The organism is Polaromonas sp. P1_G4 (genome assembly GCF_056405475.1).
In genome coordinates this window covers 1-921 of sequence record NZ_JBFUCA010000925.1, presented here as the reverse complement: position 1 = coordinate 921, position 921 = coordinate 1, and the positions used below count along the sequence as shown (strand labels likewise).

The following is a 921-nucleotide window of genomic DNA, read 5'->3' as shown; positions in this document are numbered from 1 at the left end:
ATCTACGGCACAAGCCCGACCGAAGTTGTCTTTGGAGAAGACGACAAGCACCTGGACTTCAGGCTTTCTGTCCTCTGCTCCAGTCAGCCGTTGCCGGGAGGCAAACGCCACCTGACTTTATCAACCGTGGTCCATTGCCACAACCGCCTGGGTCGTCTCTATATTCTTGTCATCGCCCCGTTCCACCGCTTGGTCGTTCAATCCAGTCTTCGTCGTGCTGCCCGAATCGGCTGGCCGCCGGCAGCGGAGGCGTAAACCAGATTCCCGGTCGCCACGTGTAGCCCGCTGAGGGCCCCCCCTCATCGAGGGGACGTCCGCAAGCAAGCTTCGCATGCTTGCGGCCACCGCTCGTGTCAAACGTTAGTTGGCATGAAAGCTGGGAGCTCCTGCAGTTCCTTTGCGTGGCTTAAGAACCAAGCGTAGGCCGGCCGGTCTTGATGGCGGGGACCTGCTCCAGCGCCGTCAGGAAGGCGGCGTCGGACAGGGTGGCCAGCAGCTTGATGCCCGCGCGCAGCAGTTCGCTTTTCTTGGCGGGGCGGGTCAGTTTGGCGGCGCGTTGCTTCAGGTCGTCAAGCACCACGTATTCGGTTTTCGGAATGGTGAAGCTGTCGCGAACCAGTTTGGGCTTTTTGGTTTTTTCCGGCTTTGCGGTTTTGGCGGGTTTGGCGCTGGCTTGTGGTTTTGCCGCAGGCTTTTTGGCGCCGGCCTTTTTCACGATGGCTTTCTTGACCGTGCCTTTGCCGGCCGGGGCCTTGGCAGGAGGCGATTTTTTCGGGGCGGGCTTGGCGGCGGTTTTCACGGGTGCCTTGGGCGTTGCGGCCGGTTTAGGTGCCGGTGCGGCGGGTTTTGCAGTTGCTTTTTTGCGGGTTGCCATGGATTGATCCTTTTTTGGTGAGCGGTCGAATAAACCGTATATATAGT

Annotated in this window: 2 protein-coding genes; one reads left to right on the top strand and one right to left on the bottom strand. The window is 59.7% G+C overall.

Going from position 1 to position 921, the window contains the following annotated elements:
- Positions 1-255, top strand: a 255-nt coding sequence (locus AC1D1X_RS24490) for a DUF2867 domain-containing protein (RefSeq protein WP_477699512.1), incomplete at its 5' end; no start/stop codon positions are given.
- A 151-nt stretch (positions 256-406) separates the two neighbouring features.
- On the opposite strand, the gene AC1D1X_RS24485 is transcribed toward AC1D1X_RS24490, so the two are convergent.
- On the bottom strand, positions 407-874 hold the full coding sequence (locus AC1D1X_RS24485; RefSeq protein ID WP_477670893.1) for a hypothetical protein: 468 nt from the start codon (positions 872-874) through the stop codon (positions 407-409).
- Positions 875-921 lie beyond the last annotated feature (47 nt).